The sequence below is a fragment of the Actinomycetospora sp. C-140 genome (assembly GCF_054796175.1).
This window is the reverse complement of sequence record NZ_JBTWNF010000018.1, coordinates 1-22,859: the sequence shown is the minus strand read 5'-3', so window position 1 is coordinate 22,859 and position 22,859 is coordinate 1. Positions and strand designations below refer to the sequence as shown.

Sequence of the window (22,859 nt, the reverse complement as noted above, 5' to 3'; positions counted from 1 at the left end):
GACAAACCCCGCTACAGCTTGCGGAGGCGCAGGAGGGCGTCGGCGAGGATCTCGTCGCGTTTGCAGCAGGCGAAGCGGACCTGGGTCTCGACGCCGACGGGCGAGGCGTGGAAGACCTGGTTCGGCACCGCGGCGACGCGGACGCGTTCGGGCAGGGTGCGGCAGAACTCGAGCGAGTCGGTGACGCCCAGGGGCGCGACGTCGGCGGTGACGAAGTAGGTCGCCTTCGATCCGAACACCTCGAGGCCGAGCTCGCGCAGGCCGTCGGTGAGCAGGTCGCGCTTGCGGGCGAGGTCGTCGCCGAGGTGCGCGAGGCGGTCGTCGGGCAGGTCGAGGCCGGTGGCGATGCCGTGCTGCAGCGGGGTGCCGGCGGCGAACGAGAACCACTGCTTGACGCCGAGGACCTTCTCGACCAGGTCCGCGGGGCCCGTCGCCCAGCCGATCTTCCAGCCGGTCACCGAGAACGTCTTGCCGCCCGAGCCGACGGTGATCGTGCGCTCGAACATGCCCGGCAGGGTCGCGATGGGGATGTGGGTGTTGTCGTCGAAGACGAGGTGCTCGTAGACCTCGTCGGCCAGCACGACCAGGTCGTTCTCGATCGCCACGTCCGCGATCGACTGCAGCTCCGCCCGCGAGAGCACCGCCCCCGTCGGGTTGTGCGGCGTGTTCAGCACGATCATCCGCGTCCGCTCGGTCACCGCCGCGCGGAGCGCCGCCTCGTCCACCGCGTAGTCGGGCGCGTGGATGCGCACGGGCACGAGCGTCGCGCCGAGCAGCGTCGCCGTCGCCCCGTACAGGTCGTAGAACGGTTCGAGCGCGATCACCTCGTCGCCGGAGCGCAGCAGCGCCGTCATCGCCGACGACAGCGCCTCCGACGCCCCCGAGCACACGACGACCCCGCCGTCCGCGGCGACGTCGAGGCCGTACCAGCGGCGCTGGTGATCCGCGATCGCGCGGCGCAGCGACGGGATGCCCACCGCCGGCGGGTACTGGTTCCAGCCCTTGTGCATGGCGGCGACGGCGGCGTCGACGACCTCGAGCGGCCCCGGGGTGTCCGGGAAGCCCTGACCGAGGTTGATCGCGTCGTTCTCGGCCGCCAGCCGGGACATCTCGCTGAAGATCGTCTCGGCCATCAGGAGGTGACCTCCGGTCTCGTGAGCACTTTCGCGGCCCATAGCACCAGAAAGTGCTCACCTGCGCGCAGCGCACCTACTCCCACTCGATCGTCCCCGGCGGCTTGCTGGTCACGTCGAGGACGACGCGGTTGATCTCGGCGCACTCGTTGGTGATCCGCGTCGAGATGCGTTCGAGCACGTCGTAGGGCAGGCGCGTCCAGTCGGCGGTCATCGCATCCTCGCTGGAGACCGGCCGCAGCACCACCGGGTGGCCGTAGGTGCGGCCGTCGCCCTGCACCCCCACCGAGCGGACGTCGGCGAGCAGCACCACGGGGCACTGCCAGATCGTCTGGTCCAGCCCGGCGAACGTCAGCTCCTCGCGCGCGATCGCGTCGGCCCGGCGCAGCGTGGCCAGCCGTGACGCGTCGACCGACCCGATGATCCGGATCGCGAGCCCGGGGCCCGGGAACGGCTGGCGGCGCACGATCGTCTCGGGCAGCCCGAGCTCCGCGCCGACCTTGCGGACCTCGTCCTTGAACAGCGCGCGCAGCGGCTCGACCAGCGAGAACTGCAGGTCGTCGGGCAGGCCGCCGACGTTGTGGTGCGACTTGATCGTCGCCGCGCCCGACCCGCCGCCGGACTCGACGACGTCGGGGTAGAGCGTGCCCTGGACGAGGAGGTCCGCGCCCTTGCCCTCGCTGACCGACCGGGCCGCGCCCTCGAACGCGCGGATGAACTCGCGTCCGATGATCTTGCGCTTCTCCTCCGGGTCGACGACGCCGTCGAGCTCGCGCAGGAACGTCTCCTCGGCGTCGACGGTGACGAGGTCGACGCCGGTCGCGGCGACGAAGTCGCGCTCGACCTGGGCCCGCTCGCCCTCGCGCAGCAGCCCATGGTCGACGAAGACACAGGTCAGGCGGTCGCCGATCGCGCGCTGGACGAGGGCCGCGGCGACGGCGGAGTCGACGCCGCCGGAGAGCCCGCAGATCGCGCGCCCCTCGGGCCCGACCTGCGCCCGGACCGCGGCGACCGTCTCGTCGATGATGTTGGCGGTGTTCCAGTCGGCGTCGACCCCGGCGACGTCGCGCAGGAAGCGGCGCAGCACCTCCTGGCCGTGCGGCGAGTGCCCGACCTCGGGGTGGTACTGCACGCCGGCGAACCGGCGGCCGACGTCCTCGAACGCGGCCACCGGGGCGCCCGGCGTGGACGCGGTGACCGTGAAGCCCTCGGGCGCCTTCGTGACGCCGTCGCCGTGGCTCATCCACACGGGGTGGGCGTCGGGCAGCTCGGTGTGCAGACGCCCCGGCTCGCCCGCGACCGCGAGCTCGGTGCGCCCGTACTCGCGATCGCCGGTGTGCGCGACCGTGCCGCCCAGCGCGCCGGCCATGAGCTGGAAGCCGTAGCAGATGCCGAACACCGGCACCCCGGCGTCGAACAGCGCCGGGTCGACGCTCGGCGCGCCGTCCTCGTACACGCTCGCCGGTCCGCCCGAGAGCACGATCGCGGCCGGGTCGCGGGCGAGCATCTCGTCGACCGGCATCGCGTGCGGCACGACCTCGGAGTACACCTGCGCCTCCCGCACCCGGCGGGCGATGAGCTGCGCGTACTGGGCGCCGTAGTCGACGACGAGGACGGGGCGCTCCCCACTGGCGGTCACGCGCTCCATTCTCCAGAACGCGATTGTTGCGGCATCCTTGCCGTCTTAGTGTCGACGACACTAGTCTCTGCGACACCATGACTCAGCGCTCCGGCCTCGCCCTCGCCGTCCTCGCCCTCGCCGCGGAGGAGCCCATGCACCCGTACCGGATGCAGCAGCTCCTGCGGGAACGCGGCAAGGACCAGGTCGTCAACGTCGGCCAGCGCTCGCAGCTGTACAAGACGATCGACCGCCTGGTGCGCGACGGGCTGCTGGCCGCCCAGGGCACCGAACGCGCGTCTGCGCGCCCGGAGCGCACCGTCTACGCCGCCACCGACGCGGGCCGCGAGCTCGCCGTCACGTGGACCCTCGACATGCTCACCGCGCCCCGCCACGAGTTCGCGGAGTTCACCGCGGCGCTCTCGTACCTCCCGCTGCTCGACCCCGAGGTCGCCGCCGACGCGCTCGCGCTGCGCCTGTCGGACCGCCGCGGCGAGCTCGAGCGACAGCGTCGCGAGCGCGACCACGTGGCCGGCGTGCTGCCCCGGGTCGTGCTGCTCGACAACGAGTACGCCATCGCCCACCTCGAGGCCGACGTCAGCTGCCTGGCCGGCCTCCTCGACGACCTGCGTTCCGGCGCCCTGACCTGGGACCGCGACGAGCTGCTGGACATCGCCCGGCGGATGGACGCCGGCGGGGAGGACACATCATGAAGGTGATCATCATCGGCGCCGGGACGGGCGGGATGTGCCTCGCGCACGGGCTGCGGCGCGCGGGCATCGAGGTCGCGGTCCACGAGCGCGACCGCACACGCACCAGCGGGCTGCACGGCTACCGCGTCGGCATCTCGCCCAACGGCGCCCGCGCGCTCAAGGCCTGCCTCGACCCGGAGCTCTTCGCGACGTTCGTGGCCACCACCGCGGCGCCGTACACGACGCTCGCGATGCTCACCGAGCGGTACCGGCCGCTGATCAGCATCGACTTCGCCGACCTCCCGCACACCTCGGGCGCTCCCGAGGACAGCGAGCACAACGTCAGCCGGATGACGCTGCGCCAGGTGCTGTTCACGGGCATGGAGGACGTCATCACGTTCGACCGCCGGTTCACGCACTACACCCAGCACGCCGACGGGAAGGTCACGGCGCATTTCGAGGACGGCAGCGAGGACACCGGCGACCTGCTCGTCGGCGCCGACGGCGCGAGCTCGCGGGTGCGCCGCCAGTACCTGCCGCACGCGACGCACACCGAGACCGGGCTCGTCGCCCTCGGCGGCAAGACGCTGCTCACCGAACGCTCCGAGCAGCTGGTGCCCGACCAGGTCCGCCACGGCTTCGGCATGTACTTCGACCGCCGCGGCCAGTTCGGGATCACGCACATGGTCCGGATGCCCTGGGGCAGCCATAGCGACGAGGAGCTCATCGCCCGCTACCCGGGCCTGCGCTTCGACAACACCACCGACTACGTCTCCTGGGCCATCACGACGTCGCGGTCGATCGCGCCCCCCGACCTCCTCGAGCGCACCGGCGCCGACGCCCTCGCCCTGGCCGGCGAGCTCAGCGAGGGCTGGGACCCGCGCTGGCTCGACCTGATCGCGACCGCCGACCCCGGATCGACGGTGGCCCTGGGCATCCGCACCGCCGATCCGGTGCCGGCGTGGACGCCGAGCACGGTGACGATGGTCGGCGACGCGATCCACACCATGACCCCGGGTCGCGGCGCGGGCGCCAACACCGCGCTGCGCGACGCCCGCGAACTGCGCGACCGCCTCGTCCGGGTCCGCGACGGGGAGATGGCCCTCCTCGACGGCATCGGCGAGTACGAGGACCTCATGCGCCGGTACTCCTCGCTCGCGGTGCGCGAGTCGCTGGAGTTCATGAACGACAACGGGACCGCCCGGCGCCCGGTCATCGGGCCGCTGTCGGTGATGGCGCAGCGCACCGGCATGCGCGTGATCGACCGCATCCCGCCGGCCAAGCGACGCATGGCCCGCGGCATGCAGAAGGTCCGTGACTCCGAGCTGGTCTGACCTACGTGAGCGAACTCTGGGCCTATAGGCCCAAAGTTCGCTCACATATCAGCCGATGAGTTCCGGCGCGCCCGGCCGTCACACCCGGAACCCCCGCCCCGCGAGGAAGGACCCCCATGACCGTGACGACCGACGCCGCCGATCTCTGGGCCGCCGCCCACACCGAGCGCACCGCCCTCGCCGACGACCTCGCCGGGCTCACCGCCGCGCAGTGGGCGACCCCCTCGCTCTGCGACCGCTGGACCGTCGAGGAGACCGTCGCCCACCTCACCGCGGCCGCGAGCATCGGGCGGTGGCGCTGGATGCGCAGCGTTCTGGGCGCCCGGTTCGACTTCGATCTCCACAACGCCCGGCGGCTCGCCGAGCACCGCGGGGCCACGCCCGCAGAGACCCTCGCGCGGTTCCGGGCGATCGCCGACAGCACGACGTCGACGTGGGGCCCGACCGCGGCGTGGCTCGGCGAGGTGGTGGTCCACGGTGCCGACGTCCGGCGTCCGCTCGGGATCGCGAACGGCCCGTCACCCGAGGTCACGACACCGGTGCTGACGTTCTTCGCGAGCCGCGACTTCACCGTCGCCGGGAAGACGGTGAGCACCGACCTGCGCCTGCGCGCCACCGACGGCCCGTTCACCGCCGGCGACGGCCCCGAGGTCAGCGGCCCGACGCTCGCGCTGGTGATGGCCCTGGCCGGAAGACAGGCCTACCTCGACGACCTCGAAGGTCCGGGGGTGGCGACCCTGCGCGAGCGCCTCTAGAACGCCGCGGAGAGCAACGCGGTGAGGCTCTCCCGCGTCACCGGCACCGGGTTCGCGTAGGGCGCGGCGAGCACCTGCTCCACGACGTCGGGCAGGCCGTCGGCGGGCATCCCGATCGCGGCCAGGGACGTCGGCGCCCCGAGGTCGCGGGCCCGGGTGGCCAGGGCCTTCGTGACGGTGTCGGCGTCGGCACCCACGCCGAGCGCCCGGCCCAGCGCCGCCACCGCGGCCGGCGCCCCGGGCGCGTTGTGGGCGACGACGTGCGGCAGCACGACGGCGTGGGTCTCGGCGTGCGGCAGGCCGTACGAGCCCCCGAGGACGTGGCAGAGCTTGTGGTGCAGCGACATCGTCGTCGCCCCGAGCACCGCGCCGCAGAGCCACGCGCCCTGCAGCGCCCCGGACCGCGCATCGAGGTCGTCGGGACGGTCGACGACCGTCGGCAGCGCGGCCAGCAGCGACCGCGCCCCCTCCTCGGCCATCACCGCGGTGATCGGCGTGCCGTCCGGGGCCCACAGCGCCTCGACCGCGTGGGCGACGGCGTTGAGCCCGCTCGTCACCGACAGCCCGACCGGCAGCGTGAGCGTGAGCTCGGGGTCGTAGACGACGCTGCGCGGCAGCACGGCGCGGTCGCGCCCGGTGCGTTTGACGCCGTCCTCGGTGAGCCCCCAGATCGGGGTCATCTCCGAGCCGGCGTACGTCGTCGGCACCGCGACGACCGGCAGCCCGTGGCGCAGCGCGACGGCCTTGCCCAGCCCGACCGACGACCCGCCGCCCACCGCGACGGCACCGTCGGCGTCGAGCTCGCGGGCCCGGTCGGCCGCCGCGGCGGCGATCTCGGCCGGCACGTGCTGGCGGGCCTCGGCGAACACCCCCGCGGCGCGGTCCCCGAGCCCGTCCACCGCCCGTTGCAGCGTCGCGCCCTGCTCCGGCGTGCCCAGCACCAGCACCCGCCGCAGCCCGAGCCGCGCCACCTCCTCGCCCAGCTCGGCGAGGCGCCCGGGGCCGAAGACCACGCGCATCGGCAGGGCGTCGTGGACGAAGGAGGTGCTCACGGCACCCAAGCTACGTCGGCCACGGCGCGTCAGAGCCGCAGCAGCCGTTCGGCGTTCCCGTGGGCGATCTTCGCGCGGTCGGCCTCGCTGATGGGCGCCGTGCGCAGGAACTCCGTGGCGACGTCCATCTCCTCGAAGGGGTAGTCGGTGCCGAACAGGATGTGGTCGGCGCCCAGCGCGAGCAGCGAGCACAGCAGCGGCGCGGCGGAGCAGACGCCGCTGGTCGTGATGTAGAGGTTGTGGCGCAGGTACTCCGACGGTCGCCCGCGGGCGAGCTCGATGCCGTGGTGGGCGTGGAAGTCCCACCGGGAGTCCAGGCGCCACAGGGTGAACGGCAGCGCCTCGCCCATGTGCCCGAGCAGCAGCGTCGCCTCCGGGAAGTCGTCGAACACCCCGGAGAAGATCAGGCGCAGTGCGTGCGACGCGGTGTCGGTGCCCCAGCTCCACATCGGGCCGATGAGCTCCGGGTGCCCGGACAGCACGTGGGCGGCGTCGACGCCGTTCGCCGGGTGCAGGTAGAGCGGCACGTCGAGACCCTGGGCGTACTCCCAGACCACCCGCAGCTCGGGGTCGTCGAGGTAGCGCCCGAGGGTGTGCGCGTTGACCAGCGCGCCGCGCAGCCCGAGCTGGGTGACCGAGCGCTCCAGCTCCTTCGCCGCGGCCTGCGGGTCCTGCAGCGGCAGCGCGGCGAACCCGGCGAAGCGCGTCGGGTGCGCCTCGATCGTCGACGCGAGCAGGTCGTTGACCGCCGCCGCGCGGGAGACGGCGAGCGCGGCGTCCGGCTCGGCCTGCAGGCCCGGCGAGTTCAGCGAGAGGACCTGCACGTCGAGACCCGCCGCGTCCATCCGCTCGAGCCGCGCCCCGGTGAGGTCGAGCAGCCGGCGCGACATCTCCTCCCAGACGTGCGGCTCCGCGATCGTCGCGGTACCCGCGCCGTACGCGGCGAGCTCCGCGGTCACGAAGTGCTCTTCCAGCCCGATCGTCCGCATCCTGCCCTCGCTCCTGTTTTCACCATCGCGCATTGACTTCCCCAATGATGAAACCTAGCGTTCGGCGGTGTCAAACCTCACAGAAGGAGGCCCCGTGGAGGACACCGTCGACGTGGCCGTCGTGGGCTACGGGCCGGTCGGGATGGCGACGGCCGCGCTGCTCGGCGCCGCCGGCCACCGCGTCGTCGTGCTGGAGCGCTACGCCGGGCTGTACAACCTGCCGCGCGCGGCGATCTTCGACGACGAGACGATGCGGACGTTCGCGCGGATCGGCATCGCGGCGGAGCTGCTCCCGACGATCCACGTGCAGCGCAACTACGAGTGGCGGAACGCGGCGGGCGAGCTGCTCCTCGAGCACGACTTCGCCGAGACCGGCCGCAGCGGCTGGGCCGAGTGGTACATGATGTTCCAGCCGCAGCTCGAGGAGGCGCTCGACCGCCGGGTCCGCGACGCGGGCGTCGACGTCCGCCTCGCCAGCCCCGTGACGGCGCTGACCGACCACGGCGACCACGTCGAGCTGGAGGTCGACCGCGACCACACCGTCCGCGCCCGCTGGGTGATCGCCTGCGACGGCGGCAACAGCTTCGTGCGCAAGGCGCTCGGCCGGACGATGGACGACTACGGGTTCTCCGAGCCCTGGATGGTCTGCGACTTCCGCTTCCGCGACCCGTCCGCCCCGCCCGCGGTGCCGACGGCACGCCAGGTCGGCGACCCGGCCGGCCCCACCTCGATCATCTCGCTCGGACCGCGCCACCACCGGTTCAGCTACATGCTCGACTCGGCCGGGGACTTCGCGGTCGAGCGCGACCCGGAGAAGGTCTGGGCACGGACACGGCGCTGGCTCTCGCCCGACGATGCCGAGCTCATCCGCGTCGCCACCTACACGTTCCGCTCGCTGGTCACCGACCGCTGGCGCGTCGGGCGCGTCCTGCTCGCCGGCGACGCCGCGCACCAGATGCCGCCGTTCCTCGGGCAGGGCATGTGCTCGGGCGTCCGCGACGCCCAGAACATCGCGTTCAAGCTCGACGCCGTCCTGCGCGGCCGGCGCGGCGACGAGGTGCTCGACACGTACCAGCAGGAGCGCGAGCCCCACGTCCGCGCCGTGATCGAGAAGGGCATCGAGCTCGGCCGCCAGCAGACGGTGCGCGACCCCGAGCGCGCCGCCGAGCGCGACCGCGTCCTGCTCGCGCGCCGGGCCGCTGACCAGCACCCCGAGAAGATCGCGTTCCCCGGCCTGGTGGACGGCCTGCTCTCGACGGCGTCGGGCCCGGGGCGCGGCGAGCTCGTCGCCCAGGGCGTCGTCGACGACGGCACGACGCGCGACCGGCTCGACCAGGTCGTGGGCGCCGGCGGGCACCTGCTGCTCGACGCCCGCCGGGTCGTCCTCGACGCGGGGGTCGCCGACGCCCTCGCCGAGGTCGGCGTCCGTGTCGTCCCGCTGCACGGGTCCGGCGTCGCCGCCCCCGACCACGTCGTCGACGCCGAGCACACCCACCTCGCGTGGCTCGCCGCGCACGACGCCGTCGCCGTCGCCGTCCGGCCCGACTTCTACGTCTTCGGCACCGCGCCCGACGCGGCCACCACCGACGCCCTCGCCCGGGAGCTGGCCGCCGCCCTCGGCGCGCCCGCCCCGGCGCTCATCCGCTGACCCTCCCGCCAGAGCCGCCAGGAGTGCCGATGTCCGCCCCACCCACCGAACGCCTCATCCTCGTCCTCTCGGCGGGCTTCGCCGCGCTCGAGGGCTACGACCTCGCGTGCTACGGCGTGACCGTCCCGTCCTTGCTGAAGGACGGGGCGATCGGCGCCGACACGACCGCGGCCGGCACGGTCGGCTCCCTCGTCGCCATCGGCATGCTGGTCGGTGCCGCGGTCTGCGGGGCGACGATCCGGCGGGCGGGGAGCCGGCGCCTGCTGCTCGGCGGGGCCGCCCTGTTCTCGCTGGGCATGCTCGTCTGCGCGCTCGCCCCGACCTTCGCCCTCTTCGGGGCGGCCCGTCTCGCCGTGGGCATCGGGCTCGGCATCGTCCTGCCGACCGTGACCGCCTACGTCGCCGACCTGTCCGCGCCGGGGCGCCGCGCCCGCAACGTCGGGCTGATGATGTCCGGCTACGCGGGCGGGGCGCTGCTCGCGCCGCTGCTCGGGGCCGCGCTGCTGAGCGACGCGAGCTGGCGCTGGATCTACGTCATCGGCGCCGCGCCGGCCCTGCTGCTGCTCCCGCTCGCCTTCCGGATGCTGCCGGAGAGCCCGGTGCACGAGGAGGCCGACGGCCCCCGCCGCGGCGACCTCCTGGGTCTGCGCCCGCTGCTCGCCCGCGGCCGGTGGGGCACGACGCTGCTGTTCTGGGCGATGTCGTTCTGCGGCCTGCTGCTCGTCTTCGGCATCAGCACGTGGCTCCCGACGATCATGCAGAAGGCCGGCTACTCGCTCGGGTCCTCGCTGCTGCAGACGGCGGCGATGTGGGTCGGCGCGGGCGTCGGCATGGTGCTCGGCGGCCGGATCGCCGACCGGGTCGGCATCAAGCCCGTCGTCGCCGTCGCGTTCCTCGCCGGCGCCGCGAGCCTGCTCGTGATGAGCGCCCGTCCCGCGCTGGGCTTCCTGTTCCTGCTGATGTTCGTCAGCGGCCTGGGCTTCATCGGGTCGCAGGCGCTGGTCAACGCGTTCATCGTCGGCCACCACCCGCCGGAGCTGCGCGGCCGCGCGATCGGCTGGGCCCTCTCGGTCGGGCGCCTCGGCGCGATCACGGGCCCGCTCGTGGGGGCCGCGATCCTGTCCTCCGGTCTCGGGGTGGCGTGGAACTTCTACCTGTTCGCCGTCCCCGGCGTCCTCGGCGCGCTGCTCGCCGCCGCGGTGCCGGCGGTCCGCGCCCGGGCGGCGGAGGGCGACCCCGACACGGCCCGGGTCAGCGCCTGAGGACCGCGGCCGACGTCCGCGGCGGTGGCCGTGACTAGGGTCGGCGCCATGGCCGGCGAGGACGACCCCGAACCGGCGGCGGGCGCCTCCCGCCAGGGCATCCAGTCGGTCGAGATCGCGATGACCGTGCTCACCGCCCTCGAGAGCGGCGGCGGCCCGATGAGCCTCACCCAGATCGCGCAGGCGAGCGACATGGGCCCGAGCAAGGCCCACCGCTACCTCGTCAGCCTGGGGCGGGCCGGTCTCGTCGCGCAGTCGCGCAGCTCCGGGCTCTACGACATGGGGCCGGCGCTGCGCCGGCTCGGCGCCGAGTCGCTGCGGCGCATGGACGAGGTCGGGCTGGTCTCGCAGTACATCCCGGGGCTGCGCGACCGGACGGGTCACGCCGTGAACCTCGCCGTCTGGGGCGACCACGGCCCGGTCATCGTGCGGTGGGACTACGGCGCCTACGCCCTGCCGATCACGGTGCGGGTCGGGGCGACGATGCCGCTGCTGACGTCGTCGGTCGGCCGCGTCTACCTCGCCCACCTGCCCCGCTCGCTCACCGAGCCGGTGCTGCTCGCGCAGCAGGCCGACACCGGCGAGCACACCGCCGCCGAGGTCGACCGCATCGTCGAGGAGGTGCGCCGGCGGGGCCACGCGCTGACCTCGGGCGGCGTCATCCCGGGCATCGCCTCGGTCGCGGCCCCGGTGCTCACCACCGGCGACTCGCTGCCGCTGGTCGTCGCGCTGGCGCTGCCCGAGCGGGCGGCCACCGACGCGGTGCTGCGTGACGTCACCGCCGCGCTGGTGGAGGCGACCGCGGCCATGTCCGCCGAGCTCGGCGCCGCGTAAATCCGGGGCGCCGCGCCCGGCGGCCTGGCTACCGTCTCGACCCGGGCCGACGGCACCCGAGCCGCGGAGGGGAGACGACCGGACCATGGAGAAGATCAGCGACCGCCTGCTCAACTGGGCGTCGATCCTCGACGCCGGCACGCGCGAGCAGGCCGAGCGCACGGCGAGGATGCCGTTCATCCGCCCGCACCTGGCACTGATGCCCGACGCGCACCTGGGCCGCGGCGCGACCGTGGGCTCCGTCATCCCGACGCTGCGGGCGATCATGCCGGCGGCGGTGGGCGTCGACATCGGGTGCGGGATGGCGGCGGTGAGGACGCAGTTCGACGTCGGACAGCTCCACCAGAAGGGCTCGCTCGCCCCGCTGCGGGAGGCCATCGAGCGCGCGGTCCCGCTGGGCGCCGGGCACCACAACCGCAAGGTCGTGGCCACCTCGGTGCCACGGGTCGAGGAGCTCACGGCCATGGCCGAGGAGGCCGGGTTCGACCCGTCGCGGGACAAGAAGGGGTGGGAGGCGCAGCTCGGCACGCTGGGCAGCGGCAACCACTTCATCGAGGTCACCGTCGACGAGCAGGACCGGGTGTGGCTGTTCCTGCACTCCGGCTCCCGGGGCGTGGGCAACAGGATCGCGCAGCGGCACACGGCCGTGGCCCGCGAGGCCTGCGCCGCCGTCGAGCTGCCCGACCGGGATCTCGCGTACCTCACCGAGGACACCGAGGAGTTCTGGACCTACATCCGCGAGCTGCGGTGGGCGCAGCACTACGCGCTGCTCAACCGTGACGAGATGATGGACCGGGTGGTCCGGCAGACGGCGGAGTTCGTCGGCACCGACGTGGTGGAGCAGGAGCGGGTGAACTGCCACCACAACTACACCGCGCAGGAGACCCACTTCGGCGAGCAGGTGTGGGTGTCGCGCAAGGGAGCCATCGACGCGTCGACGGGGCGCGCCGGCCTGATCCCGGGGTCGATGGGCACCGCGTCGTACGTGGTGACCGGCAAGGGCGACGCGATGTCGCTGACCAGCGCACCGCACGGCGCGGGGCGGGCGTACTCGCGGACGAAGGCCCGCGCGACCTTCACCCACGACCAGCTGCGGGCGGCCATGGTCGGGATCGAGTACCGGGACACCGACGCGTTCCTCGACGAGATCCCCGCCGCGTACAAGGACGTCGACGTGGTCATGGCCGACGCGGCCGACCTCGTCGAGGTCCGGCACACGCTGCGGCAGATCGTGAACGTCAAGGGCACGTAGGCCCTCTGAGCGCGCCCGGCGGGACGGCGGTGGTGCCCCGCGCCTACACCACCGCCGCGTCGCCCCAGATGTCCTCGAGGTACCGGCCCGAGGACCGCAGGCCGGCGAGCCAGGCCTCGCCGTCGGCCTCGCCCGCGCCGGTCTTCGCCCGGAACACCGCGACGAGCGCGGCCCGCACGCCCGGCGCCATGGTGGAGGCGTTGCCGCACACGTAGACCACGGCGTCGTGCTGCATCGCGGCCCACACGTCGTCGGCGGCGGCCTCGAGGGCGTGCTGGACGTACCGGTGCGGATAGCCCGCCACCCGCGAGTACGCCGGGTACAGCGTCGCGACGCCCGCCTTCTCGAACGCCGCGAGCTCGTCGGCGTAGAGCAGGTCGTCCTCCGGGTCGCGGCAGCCGAGGAACAGCAGCGACCGCGCGATCGGCACGCCCTTGGCGCGCAGCGACTCCCGCTCCTGCAGGAACCCGCGGAACGGCGCCATCCCGGTCCCCGCCCCCACCATGATCATCGGGACGTGCGGGTTCTCCGGCGGCCGGAACGCGATGCTGGGGCTGCGCACGAACGTGAACACGGTGCCGCCCTCGGGGACGTCGTCGAGGTGGCCCGAGCACACGCCGCGGTAGGTGGTCCCGTCGCCGGCCCGCGCCGGGCCCTCCAGCACGCCGACCGTCAGCGCGACGTCCGACGACGCCTGGGGCGACGACGAGATCGAATAGAAGCGCGGGCGCAGCGGCGGCAGGAGGTCCAGGAAGTCGGCGAACGCCAGCTCGCAGTCCGGGTGCGCCTCGAGCAGCTCGAGCAGCGTGCGCCGCGGCTTGGCGATCTGCTCGCGGTACGCCGCCTTGGCGTCGTCGTCGGTGCCGGCGAGCGCGGCGAGCCCGTCGCGCTCCGTCCCGGCCGGCATCGCCGCCGCCATCGCCGCGAGCCCGGCGCGGCTCGCTACGTCCTGCAGCTCGACACAGCCCGCGAGGATCGCGAGCAGCGGGTACGGCTCGCCGACGGGCAGATGGGTGGGCGCGCTCCCGCTCGCCGTCAGCGTCACGAACTGCCCGCCGTCGAGACGGAAGCGCGCGATGGTCCGGTTGACCAGGCCGATCGGGTTGCGGGGCAGGACGCCGAGGTGGTCGCCGGTGCCGTAGGTGGCGCCGGCCGGCATCGCGATCTCGAGGTGCCGCACCGACCGCCCGCCCGGCGTCCCCGCGCGGGCGGTGAGCTCGCGGTTGATCCGCACCGTGGCCGCCTGACCCCGGTAGGACTGCAGCACGGGGCTCGCGGTGCGGCGCTGCTCGAGCACCACCGAGAGGCGCGGCCCGCCCGCGGCCGTGGCCGTCGACGCCGCGTCGAGCCCGAGCGCGGCCCCGAGGGCGTCCCACAGCCCGCCGTACCAGTCCTCGAACTGCGCATCGAAGTCACCGCGGGCGTCGCCCTCGCCGCGCGGGTACACGCGCGCCCCGCCCTTGGCCTCGAGTCCGGCGTCGACGCGGGTCGGGACGGCCTGGTAGGTCGCTGCCCAGTCGCGGTTGCCGCACCCGAAGACCGTGAACCGCACCCCGGTCGCGGAAGCGGCGTCGGAGTCCAGCCAGGCGCAGAACTTCGCGGCGTTGTCCGGCGGCTCGCCGTTGTACGACGACGTCACGACGACGACGGCGCCCTCGGTCGGCAGCTCGCCGACGGCCTCGTCGAGCGCCGCGGTCCGGGCGGTGTAGCCGCGGTCGGTCGCCTCGCGGGCGATGCGGGTGGCGAGGTCCTCGGCGGCGCCGAGGTTGGAGCCGAACAGCACGAGCAGCGGCGTGCCGTGCCGGTCCGAGGGCGCGACGGCCAGCGTCGCCGGGCGCGGCTCGGCCGCGGTCACGGCCGCCGGGCGCGGTGCCGAGCCCCAGGTCCGTCCCTCCCGGGGCCGGACGGTGATCGTCAGCCCCTGCGGCTTGATGGTCAGCGACTCCTTGATCTTCAGCTGGTAGTCCGCGTGGTCGACCAGCTCGAAGCGCTGCAGCAGCATCCCGAGCACGAGCGTCGCCTCCTGCAGCGCGAACTGCCGCCCGATGCAGGCCCGCTGCCCCGAGCCGAACGGCCGGTAGGCGTTGGGGGGCAGCGCGTCGACGCGCTCGGGGGCCATGTGGTCGGGGTTGAACTCGCGCGCGTCCGGGCCCCAGACCTCGGTGAGCCGGTGCAGCATCGGCGTGAGCGCGATGACCGACGTGCCCGGGTCGAACGGGCCGTACCCGCCGACGGTCTCGCCGGGCTGCCGCGCCTGGCGGGTGAACGCGGGCGCGGTCGGCCAGAGCCGCAGGGTCTCGTCGAGGATCTGGCGGATGTAGCCGAGCCGGCCGATCTGCGCGACGGTGGGCGCCGCGTCCGGGTCGGTGCCGAGGACGCGGTCGACCTCCTCCTGGGCGCGGGCGACGACGTCGGGGTTCTTGAGCAGGTAGTACACGGCGAAGGACAGCAGCCCGCTCGTCGTCTCGTGCCCGGCGATGAGGAAGGTCCCGCACTGCGCCACGATGTTGTGGTCGGGCAGCGTGTTCCCCTGCTTGTCGGTGCCGACGAGCATGTGTCCGAGCAGGTCGCTGCCCGGCTCCCCGGACGCCCGCCGTTCCTGGACGATCTTCTCGATCGTGTCGTCCATGAACTTGCCGTTGGCCACGAAGCGCTTCTGCGCGCCCCGCCGCAGCTTGATCTGCGCCGGGAACATCCGCTGGCGCTTGTTGCTCTCGGCGAGGGTCGCCATCATCGCCTCGACGAACGGGTGCTGGGAGTCGCGGTAGAACGAGTTGAACCGGTACCCGAACCCGCAGAGCGCGATGGTGTCGAGCGTCAGCCGGGTCATGTCCGCCGCGACGTCGATCGGCTCGTCGGGGTTGAGCCGGTCCCACTTGAGCATCAGCTGCTGGGCGATGTCGACCATCGGGTCGAGGTAGCCCTTCATCGCCCAGGTGGAGAAGCTGGGCAGCAGGATGTCGTGCGCGGACTTCCACAGCGGGTCGGCGGTGTCCGCGGTGAACAGCCCGGCGCTCTGGTGGGTCTTGCGGATCTCGCGCTGGCCGGACCCGACGAGCTTGTCGAAGCGGGCGTCGTCGCACAGGTCCTGGACCATCTCCAGCCCGGAGACGACGTACGACGCGCCGCTCGGTGTGTGGATCGCGAAGATCGGGCCGTACTGCTCCGCCAGCTCCATCACGCTCTGGATCAGCCGCGTCGTGTCGATGTCGCGGGCGTTGCCGATGATCGGCAGCGGCTTCGGCCCGGGGATGTCGGCGAGCGAGTGCGCGGGCGCGGCGGGGGTGGTGGTCATGGCTCGCTCCTCGGGGCCGGGACGGGGGTGGGTTCAGGGGTCGCCGCCGGCTCCGCGGACACGCGTCGCTGGTGGCGGTCGAGGCGCAGCAGCACGACGGCGACGAGCAGCACCCAGGCCGGCAGGACGAGCAGGCTCGCGGGGTGGTCGGTCGCGGTCAGCAGCAGCCAGGCCGCGAGGAGGTAGGAGACGATCGCGGCCCCGCGCGGCATGACGCCCGCGGCGCGCAGCATCCCCGTCGTGGTCAGCGCGAACATGCCCGCGCCGCGGACCGAGAACAGGAAGACGAGGCCGTAGCCGAGCGCGGACAGCCCCCGCGCGATGTCCGGGTCGAGGGGCGCGCCGCCGCCGATCGTCGTCAGCAGGACCGGCGTCGCGACGGCCGCCGTCCCGGCGAACAGGAGGGTGACGAACAGGACCGCCGACAGCAGGTTCAGCCCGTGGGCGATGGCCGACGGGTCCGACTCGAGGGCGTCGAGGACCGAGCGCAGCGCGACCGCGAACCAGAGGAAGGCGATCCCCGCCAGGGGCACGAGATAGATCGCGACGGCCGTGACCACCGTGTCGCCCGCGCCGCCGTAGAAGGAGCCGTAGTCGGTGTCCGACGCGCCGAGGTGCGGGACGTTGTTCACGGTCAGCATCGCCGCCACGAAGAGGGCGGCGAACACGACGCCCATGATCGCGGCGAACCGCGGGCTCGCCGGCGTCACGACGACCACCGGTCGGTGCCGGCGGGGCCGGGCCGCTCGGGCTGCAGGTCCTCGAGGATCCGCAGCAGGTCGAGCGTGCCCGAGAAGGCCTGTTCGCGGCCGGTCTCGGTGATCACGGTGCCCTCCAGACGCCCGTCGGCCGTGCGGAGGAGATCGACCGTCAGGTGCATGGGGGCCTCCTCCTCGACGTCGTCGAGGGTGCGCCGACCGGGTGATCGCCCACCCCGGCCGGACGTTCCAGTCGGCCTTCCAGTGGTGCGCCTCCGGCGCATGTGAGCACTTCGGAGTGCCCCAGCACTCCGAAGTGCTCACATGCGCCGCAGCCGCACCTGGAGCTCGCGGCGGGAGGCGACGCCGAGCTTCGCGTAGACGTTGCTCAGGTGGTAGGCGACGGTGCGCGGGGTGATGAAGAGGTCGCGCCCCACCTCGCGGTTGGTCAGGCCGCGGGTGACGAGGGCGACGACGGCCTCCTCGTGCGGGGTGAGGCCGAGCGCCTCCTGCGCGCCCGCGGGGGTGAGCCCGGCGCCGTGCAGCAGCGCGTCGCAGCGGGCGCGCCACGGCGCCGCGCCGAGGCGGGCGAGCGTGTCCCGCGCGCCGCGCAGGAGGTCGACGCCGGCCCGGCGCTCGCCGGCCGCGAGCAGCCCGCGGCCGGTCTCGGCCTCCAGCCGGGCGAGGGCGTGCGGCGCGACGACGCCGTCGGGCACCGGGGCGGAGCCCCCGAGCCGCGCGTGCAGCCGGGCGGCGTCGACGGCGTGCCGGCCCGTCGCCCGCGTCCCCAGCTCGGCGAGGGCGGCGCTCGCCTCCTCGACCCGCCCCAGCGTGATCAGCGCATCGATCTCCAGCGTGCGCGGCGCGAGCATCCCGAGGCCGTCGGTGAGCGCGCGTGACGCCCGCGTCGGCACGAGCGCGCGCAGGACGGCGTCGGGGTCGTCGGTGACCTCGGCGAGCACGGCCGCGGCGATCGCCGTGCACACCTCGATCCCCCACCACCGGGGGCCCATCTCGGCGGCGGCCGCGAGGTGGGCGCGCGCGTCGTCGGTCCGGCCCCGCACCGCGAAGGCCTCGGCGGCGAAGGCGTGCGCCAGGGCCCCGGCCAGCGTCGTCCCGCCGTCGCGGGCGAGGGTGACCGCCAGCTCGAAGCCCTCGACGACTCCGTCCGGTGCGCCGACACGGTCCTGCACCGCCGGCCGGTAGGCCAGCGCCAGCGCCAGGCCGCGGACCGGCTCGCCCGCCCGCCCGCGACGCACCGCCTCGTCGAGGTCCACGGCCGCGGCCGCGTCGTCGCCGGCCAGCGTGGCGAGCACCCCGCGCACCACCAGCACGTCCGCCGGCGTCGGGTGGCCGTCCGCCGCCGCCCGGTCCGCGACGCCGTCGAGGATGCCCCGGGCCGCACCGCCCTGCCCGCCCGCCGCCAGCCCGAGCACCATCGCCAGGCCGCCGGGCAGGCGGACGTCGTCGCCGCGCGCGTGGTGCGCCAGCGCGACCCCCGCCGTCGCCACCGCCCGCTGCGCGTCACCGGCCAGCAGGTGCAGCAGGGCGAGGTGCGCCGCCGCGCCCGCCCGCGCCCGGTCGCCCGGGCGCCCGTCGCCCGGCCCCTCGGGGTCGGTGGCCACGGCGGCCTCGAGCCGTTCGCGCGCGAGGGCGAAGCGCCCGGCGAAGAGCGCGAGCTGACCGAGCACCGCGGTCCGCCAGGGCCCGGGCCGGCACGCCTCGACCGCCTCCTCCAGCGCGACGGCCCGCGCGACCTCCCCGTCCGCGAGCAGCCGTGACGCGGCGGCCAGCACCCGGCGCTCGCGGTCGTCGGGGTCGGTGGACAGGTCCGCGGCGGCCCGCAGGAGGTCCGCCGCCTCGGTGCCGGCGAGCCCGGCGCCCGGCTCCGCGACCAGCGCCTCGAGCTCGGCGGCCAGCCCGGGGTCGGGTCCCGCGGCCGCGGCGACGCGGTGGTCGAGGGCCGCGCGCCCCGCCAGCAGTCCGGCGGCGGCGGCGTGCAGGGCCCGGCGCCGCGCCGGGGGCAGGTCACCGCGCACCGCGGCGCGCACGAGCGGGTGCACGAACCCGATGCGGGCCGGCGGCCCGCCCGGCCGCTCGGTGAGCAGGCCCAGCTCGACGGCCTCGTCGAGGGCGGGCGCCGGGTCGTCGAGCCCGGCGACCGCGGCGGCGAGGGTCAGCGGCGCGCTCTCGCCGAGCACGGACGTCGCGACCACCAGCGCCTCCGTCGCCGGCGTGGCCCGCGCCAGACGCACGAGCACGACCGACGGGAGGCTGCGCGGTGCCGGCAGCACGTCGGTGGTGCCGGCGAGGACCTCGGCGGGCAGCTCCTCGAGCAGGGTGCGGGCGTGCAGGGGGTGCCCGAGCGTGTGCCGCCACAGCCGCTCGGCGGCCCCGGTGGACCCCAGCGGACGCCCGATCGCCGCCGCCAGCTCCGAGAGCTCGGCCGGGTCCAAGCCCTCGAGCCGGATCCGGTGCACCCCCCGGCCCGGGGCGGGCAGCCGCTCCCACCAGGCGTCGGCGGGTGCGTCGTCGGGATCGGCCCCGGGGACGCGGACACCGGCGAGGACGAGGACGCGGTCGTGACGCAACCGCCGCAGCGCGAACACGAGCGCCCGCACCGACGCCGCGTCGGCCCACTGCAGGTCGTCGAGCACCACCAGCACGGGGTCGTCCCCCGGCACCGCGCCCAGCGCGCCCAGCAGGTCCGCCCCCACGGCGAGGGGGTCGGCCCGCGGGTCGCGGTCGGGGCGCAGCAGCGGGAACCGGTCCGCGAGCCCGGGCGGCAGCTCCGCGGTGAGCTGGTCGAGCAGCCCGTGCACCAGGGTCGTCTCGGCCGCGTCACCGGTGGCCGACAGCGTCACCGCCGTCCGGCGTCCGGCCACGGCGTGCGCGAGGAACGCGGTCTTGCCCGTCCCGGCCTCGCCCTCCACCCACACGACCCCCGGCCGTCCCGCGCGGGCCTCCTCCCAGGCGGCCTCGACGACCTCGAGCGACGCACGCCGACCGACGAAGACGGACCTCGTCAGGACGCGCCGGGGCCCCAGCAGCTCCGGGCGCGTCGTCATGATTCAGACGACAACGCACCCTTCGCCTCCTGTCCAGGAACACTTCCGAGTGGCATCACCCGGTTGCCGAGCGTCAGCGGCGCACGGAGAGCCCGACGCGTTGGAACTCCTTGAGGTCGGAGTAGCCCGTCTTCGCCATGGCGCGGCGCAGGGCGCCGAAGAGGTTCATCGTCCCCGCACCGGAGCGGGCCGGACCGGTGAGCACCGTTGCGAGATCGGGGGCGACGGTCGGCACGCGGGTGATGCCGCTGCGCGGCAGGTTGGGGTGCGCGGCGGCCGGCGTCCAGTACCAGCCCGCGCCCGGCGCCTCCTCCGCGGCGGCGAGCTGCTCGCCGAGCATCACGGCGTCGGCCCCGCAGGCGATGGCCTTGGCGATGTCGCCCGAGGTGCTCATGGCGCCGTCGGCGATGACGTGCACGTAGCGCCCGCCGGTCTCGTCGAGGTAGTCGCGGCGGGCGGCCGCGGCGTCGACCAGCGCGGTGGCCATCGGGACCCCGATGCCGAGCACCGCGTCGGTGGACGTCGCCGCCGCCTGCCCGTACCCGACGACGACGCCGGCCGCGCCGGTGCGCATGAGGTGCATCGCGGTGCGGTAGTCGCCGACGCCGCCCGCGACGACGGGGATGTCGAGCGCCTCGATGAAGTCCTCGAGGTCCAGCGGGCCCTCGGCCTCCCCTTCCTCCCCCGAGACGTGCTCGGCCGAGATGATCGTGCCCTGCACGACGAGGACCTCGACGCCCGCGGCGACCAGCGTCGGCGTGAGCTCGCGGGCGTGCTGCGGGCTCACGCGCGCCGCGACGGTGGCGCCCGCGGAGCGGATGCGCTCGAGCGCCTCGGTGAGCAGCGCGGGCTGGACCGGGGCGGCGTGCAGGCGCTGCAGCTCGGCGACGGCCTCGGCCGGGTCGGTGGCCGCGCGGGTGACGACCTCGGCCAGCGCCTTCTCCGCCTCCGCGTGCCGCGCCCAGAGCCCCTCGGCGTTGAGCACGCCCAGCCCGCCCAGCTCGCCGACCCGCGCCGCGGTGGCCGGGCTGACGACCGCGTCGGTGGGGTGGGTCAGCAGCGGGAGCTCGAACCGGTAGGCGTCGAGCTGCCACGCGGTGGACACCGCCGACGACGACCGCGTCCGCCGCGAGGGGACGATGTCGAGGTCGTCGAAGACGTAGCTGCGCTGGGCGCTGCGGCCCCGCCCGATCTCGACCTGCTCGCGCACGGCGGAGCTCCCTGAACTAACGCGCCCCGTAGTTCGGGGCCTCGGCGGTCATCGTGACGTGGTGCGGGTGCGACTCGGCGAGCCCGGCCGCGGTGATGCGGACGAGGTGCGCGCGCTGCAGCTCCGCGATGGTCCGCGCGCCCGTGTAGCCCATCGCCGCCCGCAGACCGCCGACGAGCTGGTGGGCCACCTGGGCGAGGGGCCCCCGGAAGGGTACGCGGCCCTCGACGCCCTCGGGCACCAGCTTGTCGTCGGAGAGGACGTCGTCCTGGAAGTAGCGGTCCTTGGAGTACGAGCCCTGCTGCCCGCGGCTGCGCATCGCGCCCAGCGAGCCCATGCCGCGGTAGGTCTTGAACTGCTTGCCGTCGAGCAGCACCAGGTCGCCCGGGGTCTCGGCGGTGCCCGCGAGCAGCGAGCCCAGCATCACGGTGCCCGCGCCCGTCGCCAGCGCCTTCGCGATGTCGCCCGAGGACTGCAGTCCCCCGTCGCCGATCACCGGCACCCCGGCGGGCGAGGCCGCGGCCGCGGCCTCGTGGATGGCGGTGATCTGCGGGACGCCGACCCCCGCGATGACCCGCGTGGTGCAGATCGAGCCCGGCCCGACGCCCACCTTCACCGCGTCGGCGCCCGCGTCGACCAGCGCCTGCGCACCCGCCCGGGTGGCCACGTTGCCGCCGACGACCTCGACCCGCTCGCCCAGCTCGTTCTTGAGCTTGGCCACCATCGCCGTGACCGCCCGCGAGTGCCCGTGCGCGGTGTCGACGACGAGGACGTCCACGCCGGCGTCGACCAGCGCCATGGCCCGCGACCACGCGTCGTCGCCGACGCCCACCGCGGCGCCGCAGAGCAGCCGCCCGTCGGGGTCCTTCGTGGCGAGGGGGTACTGCTCGGTCTTGACGAAGTCCTTGACGGTGATGAGCCCGCGCAGGATCCCGGCGCCGTCGACCAGCGGCAGCTTCTCGATCTTGCGGCGGCGCAGCAGGCCCAGCGCGGCCTCGGCGGTGACGCCGACCTGCGCGGTGACGAGGTCCTCGGCGGTCATCACCTCGCGCACGCGACGCGAGTGGTCCACCTCGAAGCGCATGTCCCGGTTGGTGATGATGCCGACCAGGCGCCCGGCCTCGTCGACGACGGGCAGACCCGAGATGCGGAACTTGGCGCAGAGCGCGTCGACGTCGGCGAGCGTGTCGTCCGGCGAGCACGTCACGGGGTCGGTGACCATGCCGGCCTCGGAACGCTTGACGACCTCGACCTGCGCGGCCTGCGCCTCGGCCGGGAGGTTGCGGTGCAGCACGCCCATCCCGCCCTGGCGGGCCATCGCGATCGCCATGCGCGACTCGGTGACCGTGTCCATCGCCGAGCTCACCAGGGGCACCCGCAGCGTCACCCGACGGGTGAGTCGGGCCGACGTGTCCGCCTCGGAGGGCACGACGTCCGACTCGCCCGGCAGGAGCATGACGTCGTCGAAGGTGAGTCCGAGCAACGCGAACTTCTCGGGCAGACCGGGCTCCGTCAGCACCATGACACCGATCGTAGTCCGCCCGTCGGAGCAGTCCCCCGGGCGCGCGGACCGCCGCTGGGTGACGCGCGCCGCCACGCGGGTAAATTGCTGGTCGTGGCCTACGAAGCGTTGCCGCCCGATCCGTTCGCGGGGGATCCCGCGGACCCTGCCCGCGCGCTCTCGGGACAGGACGCCGACGCCCCGGACGACGCTCCCCTCGACGACGCCGAGCGCGACGAGGTGGTGGCCGACCTCGGCGACCTCGCGGTGTTCGAGGCCCTCCTCGCCCCGCGCGGCATCCGCGGCGTGGTCGTCGACTGCGAGGACTGCTCCGAGCAGCACTACCACGACTGGGACCTACTGCGGGCGAGCCTGCAGCAGCTGCTCGACGAGGGGCACATGCGCCCGCACGAGCCCCCGTTCGACCCCGACCCCGCCGCCTACGTCACGTGGGAGTACTGCCGCGGGTTCGCGGACGCGACGCTGGCCGAGTAGGCCGCACGGAGCGCAGCGGAGCT

General features: G+C 74.6%; 18 protein-coding genes. 8 read left to right on the top strand and 10 right to left on the bottom strand.

The window, feature by feature from the left end; genetic code table 11:
- Positions 1 to 11: 11 nt before the first annotated feature.
- Positions 12 to 1,133, bottom strand: coding sequence for an aminotransferase class I/II-fold pyridoxal phosphate-dependent enzyme (locus ACR9E3_RS25350; protein ID WP_460383471.1), 1,122 nt, complete (start codon positions 1,131 to 1,133; stop codon positions 12 to 14).
- A gap of 76 nt (positions 1,134 to 1,209) precedes the next feature.
- Complete coding sequence (gene guaA / locus ACR9E3_RS25345; RefSeq protein ID WP_460383470.1) at positions 1,210 to 2,781, bottom strand: glutamine-hydrolyzing GMP synthase; 1,572 nt, start codon at positions 2,779 to 2,781, stop codon at positions 1,210 to 1,212.
- A gap of 68 nt (positions 2,782 to 2,849) precedes the next feature.
- On the opposite strand from guaA, the gene ACR9E3_RS25340 reads away from it, so the two are divergent.
- From ACR9E3_RS25340 to ACR9E3_RS25330, 3 genes are all read left to right on the top strand, one after another.
- Positions 2,850 to 3,464 carry a PadR family transcriptional regulator gene (locus ACR9E3_RS25340; RefSeq protein WP_460383469.1) on the top strand — a complete coding sequence of 205 codons (615 nt, stop codon included), beginning with the start codon at positions 2,850 to 2,852 and terminating at the stop codon, positions 3,462 to 3,464.
- Positions 3,461 to 4,777 (top strand): FAD-dependent oxidoreductase, encoded by a 1,317-nt coding sequence (locus ACR9E3_RS25335; protein WP_460383468.1) that lies wholly within the window; start codon positions 3,461 to 3,463, stop codon positions 4,775 to 4,777. Before ACR9E3_RS25340 ends, ACR9E3_RS25335 begins: the two co-directional genes overlap by 4 nt.
- 116 nt (positions 4,778 to 4,893) lie before the next feature.
- Positions 4,894 to 5,532, top strand: coding sequence for a maleylpyruvate isomerase family mycothiol-dependent enzyme (locus ACR9E3_RS25330; protein ID WP_460383466.1), 639 nt, complete (start codon positions 4,894 to 4,896; stop codon positions 5,530 to 5,532).
- On the opposite strand, the gene ACR9E3_RS25325 is transcribed toward ACR9E3_RS25330, so the two are convergent.
- Entirely contained in the window at positions 5,529 to 6,584 is a 1,056-nt protein-coding gene (locus ACR9E3_RS25325) for a maleylacetate reductase (RefSeq protein ID WP_460383465.1), read from the bottom strand. The two genes, ACR9E3_RS25330 and ACR9E3_RS25325, sit on opposite strands and share 4 nt — an antisense overlap.
- Before the next feature lie 29 nt (positions 6,585 to 6,613).
- Positions 6,614 to 7,573: an amidohydrolase family protein gene (locus tag ACR9E3_RS25320; RefSeq protein WP_460383463.1), complete on the bottom strand. Its 960-nt coding sequence runs from the start codon at positions 7,571 to 7,573 to the stop codon at positions 6,614 to 6,616.
- A gap of 94 nt (positions 7,574 to 7,667) precedes the next feature.
- Here ACR9E3_RS25320 and ACR9E3_RS25315 point away from each other — a divergent pair, with 94 nt between their 5' ends.
- The 4 genes from ACR9E3_RS25315 to ACR9E3_RS25300 all read left to right on the top strand — a co-directional run bounded on the left by ACR9E3_RS25315 (position 7,668) and on the right by ACR9E3_RS25300 (position 12,569).
- Positions 7,668 to 9,221, top strand: a complete 1,554-nt coding sequence (locus ACR9E3_RS25315) for a bifunctional 3-(3-hydroxy-phenyl)propionate/3-hydroxycinnamic acid hydroxylase (RefSeq protein ID WP_460383462.1) — start codon at positions 7,668 to 7,670, stop codon at positions 9,219 to 9,221.
- Between the two features lie 29 nt (positions 9,222 to 9,250).
- On the top strand, positions 9,251 to 10,483 hold the full coding sequence (locus ACR9E3_RS25310; RefSeq protein ID WP_460383461.1) for an MFS transporter: 1,233 nt from the start codon (positions 9,251 to 9,253) through the stop codon (positions 10,481 to 10,483).
- Between the two features lie 48 nt (positions 10,484 to 10,531).
- The gene (locus ACR9E3_RS25305; protein ID WP_460383460.1) at positions 10,532 to 11,317 is read left to right on the top strand and encodes an IclR family transcriptional regulator; all 786 of its coding nucleotides are present in this window, start codon (positions 10,532 to 10,534) and stop codon (positions 11,315 to 11,317) included.
- Between the two features lie 85 nt (positions 11,318 to 11,402).
- Complete coding sequence (locus tag ACR9E3_RS25300) at positions 11,403 to 12,569, top strand: RtcB family protein (protein WP_460383459.1); 1,167 nt, start codon at positions 11,403 to 11,405, stop codon at positions 12,567 to 12,569.
- 43 nt (positions 12,570 to 12,612) lie between these two features.
- On the opposite strand, the gene ACR9E3_RS25295 is transcribed toward ACR9E3_RS25300, so the two are convergent.
- From ACR9E3_RS25295 to guaB, 6 genes are all read right to left on the bottom strand, one after another.
- Complete coding sequence (locus ACR9E3_RS25295) at positions 12,613 to 15,864, bottom strand: bifunctional cytochrome P450/NADPH--P450 reductase (RefSeq protein WP_460383458.1); 3,252 nt, start codon at positions 15,862 to 15,864, stop codon at positions 12,613 to 12,615.
- Positions 15,861 to 16,574: a hypothetical protein gene (locus ACR9E3_RS25290; RefSeq protein ID WP_460383457.1), complete on the bottom strand. Its 714-nt coding sequence runs from the start codon at positions 16,572 to 16,574 to the stop codon at positions 15,861 to 15,863. The genes ACR9E3_RS25295 and ACR9E3_RS25290 overlap by 4 nt, the downstream gene beginning before the upstream one ends.
- On the bottom strand, positions 16,571 to 16,744 hold the full coding sequence (locus ACR9E3_RS25285; protein ID WP_285648655.1) for a hypothetical protein: 174 nt from the start codon (positions 16,742 to 16,744) through the stop codon (positions 16,571 to 16,573). Before ACR9E3_RS25285 ends, ACR9E3_RS25290 begins: the two co-directional genes overlap by 4 nt.
- Positions 16,745 to 16,882: 138 nt before the next feature.
- Positions 16,883 to 19,630, bottom strand: coding sequence for an ATP-binding protein (locus ACR9E3_RS25280; protein WP_460383456.1), 2,748 nt, complete (start codon positions 19,628 to 19,630; stop codon positions 16,883 to 16,885).
- Positions 19,631 to 19,703: 73 nt separating this feature from the next.
- Positions 19,704 to 20,840 carry a GuaB3 family IMP dehydrogenase-related protein gene (locus tag ACR9E3_RS25275; RefSeq protein ID WP_460383454.1) on the bottom strand — a complete coding sequence of 379 codons (1,137 nt, stop codon included), beginning with the start codon at positions 20,838 to 20,840 and terminating at the stop codon, positions 19,704 to 19,706.
- 16 nt (positions 20,841 to 20,856) lie between these two features.
- The gene (guaB, locus tag ACR9E3_RS25270) at positions 20,857 to 22,362 is read right to left on the bottom strand and encodes an IMP dehydrogenase (RefSeq protein WP_460383453.1); all 1,506 of its coding nucleotides are present in this window, start codon (positions 22,360 to 22,362) and stop codon (positions 20,857 to 20,859) included.
- Between the two features lie 93 nt (positions 22,363 to 22,455).
- On the opposite strand from guaB, the gene ACR9E3_RS25265 reads away from it, so the two are divergent.
- Positions 22,456 to 22,836 (top strand): DUF5319 domain-containing protein, encoded by a 381-nt coding sequence (locus ACR9E3_RS25265; RefSeq protein WP_460383452.1) that lies wholly within the window; start codon positions 22,456 to 22,458, stop codon positions 22,834 to 22,836.
- Positions 22,837 to 22,859: the final 23 nt, after the last annotated feature.